Below are 3471 nucleotides of genomic sequence, written 5' to 3' on the forward strand. Positions count from 1 at the left end.
CGCCCCCGACACCCGTCAACGCCTCGCGAATACGCCCACGGCCAACCTCACCGACGCCGACCGCCAAAACCCCCTGCTCCCCGAACACCCCGCCTACGTCATCTACACCTCCGGCTCCACCGGCCGCCCCAAAGCCGTCGTCATCCCACAGCGAGCCATAGCCAACCTCTTCACCGCCCACAACGCCGCCCTGCACGAGCCGGCCTCCACGGCGGTGGGCGGACGCCCGCTGAGGATCGGCCACGCCTGGCCCATCGCCTTCGACGCGTCCTGGCAACCCATGCTGTGGATGTTCGCCGGACACGAGCTGCACATGGTGCCCGAGGACGTCCGCCGGGACCCCGCCGCCCTGCGGGACTTCCTCACCCGGCACGGCATCGAGTTCATCGAGCTGTCCCCGTCCCTGCTCGGCGAGCTGGTCGCACAAGGCGGCGACTGGCAGGCCGAGTTGAAGGTACTGGGCGTCGGCGGAGAGGCCGTACCGCCGGACCTGTGGCGCACTCTGCGCGACACCGACGGACTCGCCGCGCACAACCTCTACGGCCCCACGGAAGCCACCGTCGACTCCGCGGACTGCGACCTCGCCCTCACCGAGCGCCCCGCGATCGGCCGGCCCGTGGCGGGCGGCACCCTGTACATCCTCGACGGGCACCTCAACCCGGTACCCGTCGGCGTCGACGGCGAGCTGTACGTCGCGGGCGCCGGCCTCGCCCGGGGCTATCTCGGCCGGCCTTCCGCCACAGCATCCCGCTTCGTCGCGGACCCCTTCTCGGACGACCCCGGCGCCCGCATGTACCGCACGGGCGACATCGCCCGCTGGACCGCCGACGGCCTGGTCGAATGCCTCGGCCGGGTCGACGACCAGGTCAAGATCAGGGGCTACCGGATCGAACCCGGCGAGATCGAGGCGGTGCTGCTGGAGCATGCGCTCGTCGAGCGGGCGGCGGTCGTCGTCCGCGAGGACACGCCCGGCGTACGACGTCTCGTCGCCTACGTCATCCTCTGCGCGCCCCCGGCCGAGGAGACGGCGGAGCTGCTGCGCCGGGCCGCGGCCGCCGTACTGCCCGACTACATGGTGCCGTCGGCCTTCGTCCCGGTGGACGGATTCCCGCTCACCCTCAACGGCAAGCTCGACACCGCCGCGCTCCCGGCGCCCTCACGCTCCGCGGGCCCGGCCGCGCAGCCGCCCCGGAACCCGGTCGAGGAGAAGCTCGCCGCGCTCTTCGCCGAGGTGCTCGGGCTGGACACGGTCGGCGTGCACGACAGCTTCTTCACGCTCGGCGGCGACAGCATCGTCTCCATGCGGCTGGTCAGCCAGGCGCGGGCGGCCGGGCTGGCGATCTCGCCGCGTGACGTGTTCGAGCGGCCCACGATCGCCGAACTGGCCGAACGCGCGGACACCGCCGTACCCCGGGCGGCCGACGCCGGCGCGGGAACCGGCGCGATACCCCTCACCCCGATCCTGACCTGGCTCACCGAACAGGGCGGCCCCTTCCGTGCCCTCAGCCAGGCCCGCTTCCTGCGCACCCCGCCCGGCATGGACCTCGACGGACTGCACCGCACGGTCCAGGCGGTCCTGGACCGGCACGACCTGCTGCGGTCCACCTTCGCCCGGGCCGAGGACGGGTCCTGGCGCTTCGAGGCCGCACGCGTGGGCTCGGCCCGCGCCGTCGACTGCGTACGGCGCATCGACGCCGAGCGGCTGGACCACACGGCGATCGGCACGCTGGTGCCGGAGGCGATGGCCGAGCTGGTGGCCGAGCTGGACCCGGCCGCCGGGGCGATGGCGCGGTTCCTGTGGTTCGACCCGGGCCGCGGCCGCGAGGGGCGACTGCTGGTCGTGCTGCACCACCTGGTGACCGACGCGGCGTCCTGGGGTGTCCTGGTCGCCGACCTGGCCGCCGCCTGGGAAGGCAGGGACCTGTCGCCCGTGGGCACCTCCTTCCGCGCATGGGCACAGGCGCTTCGGGATCTGGCGCCGGGCCGAGCGGGCGAACTCGCGTTCTGGAAGGGGATGCTGGACCGAGCGGAGCAGCCCCTGGGCGTCGGCCCGCTGGATCCCGCCCGGGACACCAGAGCCACGATCCGCAGGCACTGGACCACGCTGGGCCCGGACATCACCGCACCCCTGACCGCAGCGTCCGTCCAGGAGGTGCTGCTGACCGCGCTGGCACTCGCCGTACCGGACTGGCGAAGCGCACCCGATACCTCCGTGTCACCCGACCCCTCCGTACTGATCGCCTTGGAGGGCCACGGCCGCGAGGAGCACCTCCTCCCCGGCGCCGACCTGTCCAGCACCCTCGGCTGGTTCACCACCGTCTTCCCGGTCCGGCTCGACCCCGGCGCCACGGACCACGTACGCCGGATCGGCGACCAGCTGGCCGCCGTGCCCGACAAGGGGATCGGCTACGGCCTGCTCCGTCACCTCGCCCCGGACACGGCAGCGCGGCTCTCCCCACTCCCGGAACCGCAGATCCAGTTCAACTACCTGGGCCGGATGACGATGGGCGAGCGCCGCGAGACCGCCGTGTTCACCAGCGCGCCCGAGACCGGTGCCATGGGCAGTGGCGCCGACCCCGACATGCCCGCGCCCTACGCCCTCGTCGTCGACGCGGTGATCACCGGGACGGAGCTCTCGGTGTGCTGGCAGTGGCCGCAGCGGCTCTTCGCCGAGCCGGAGATCCGTCGGCTGGCCGGGCTCTGGACCATGTCCCTGGAACGGCTCCTGAAAGGGGATGACCAGTGACGGAGACCCCCACCGCCGACCTCGCCGCACGCCGGCGCGAACTCCTGCGCCGCAGGCTGGAGAGCGCCGGGCTGGCCCACACCGCCGACCGCTCCGAGCAGATCCCGCCGCGCCCCGCGGACACGGCACGGCTGCCGCTGTCGTACGCCCAGTCCCGCATGTGGCTGCTCCAGCAGCTCGACCCGGCGAGCCCCGCCTACAACGTCTGCCTGGCCATCCGTCTGCGCGGCCCTCTCGACCCGGCCGCCCTGCGCACCGCCCTACAGGGCCTGGTCGACCGGCACGAGGTTCTGCGGACCCGCTGTCCGGCCACCGCCGACGGCACCCCGGAGCAGATCGTCGACGCAGGGGCGCAGGTGGAGTTCGCCACCGCCGACCTGAGCGGGCTGGTGGAGGAGGAGCGGGACAGCCGGGCGGCGGAGCTCGCCCGTGCCGCCTCGGCGACACCCTTCGACCTCGCCGCCGATCACCCGATCCGCACTCTGCTGATGCGGCGCGCGGAGCAGGACCACACTCTCGTCCTGACCGTTCATCACATCGCCTGGGACGGCGGGACGTTCAACGCCCTGTCCCGAGATCTGACCGCCCTCTACCGCGCGGCGGCCACGGGCGAGCCCTCCGGCCTCGGGCAACTTCCCCTCCAGTACGGCGACTTCGCGCACTGGCAGCGCACCACCTGGACGGACGAGCGGCTGGCCGAGCACCTCGACCACTGGCGCTCCACC

2 protein-coding genes are annotated in these 3471 nt (G+C 73.3%); both read left to right on the forward strand.

Annotated elements, in window-relative coordinates:
- Positions 1 to 2746, forward strand: a 2746-nt coding sequence (locus tag EAO75_RS45215; RefSeq protein WP_148000933.1) for an AMP-binding protein, incomplete at its 5' end; no start/stop codon positions are given.
- Positions 2743 to 3471, forward strand: a 729-nt coding sequence (locus tag EAO75_RS45220) for a condensation domain-containing protein (RefSeq protein WP_261989733.1), incomplete at its 3' end; no start/stop codon positions are given. The genes EAO75_RS45215 and EAO75_RS45220, both read left to right, overlap by 4 nt.

This window comes from Streptomyces sp. UW30, from assembly GCF_008042075.1.
Taxonomy (GTDB): Bacteria; Actinomycetota; Actinomycetes; order Streptomycetales; family Streptomycetaceae; genus Streptomyces.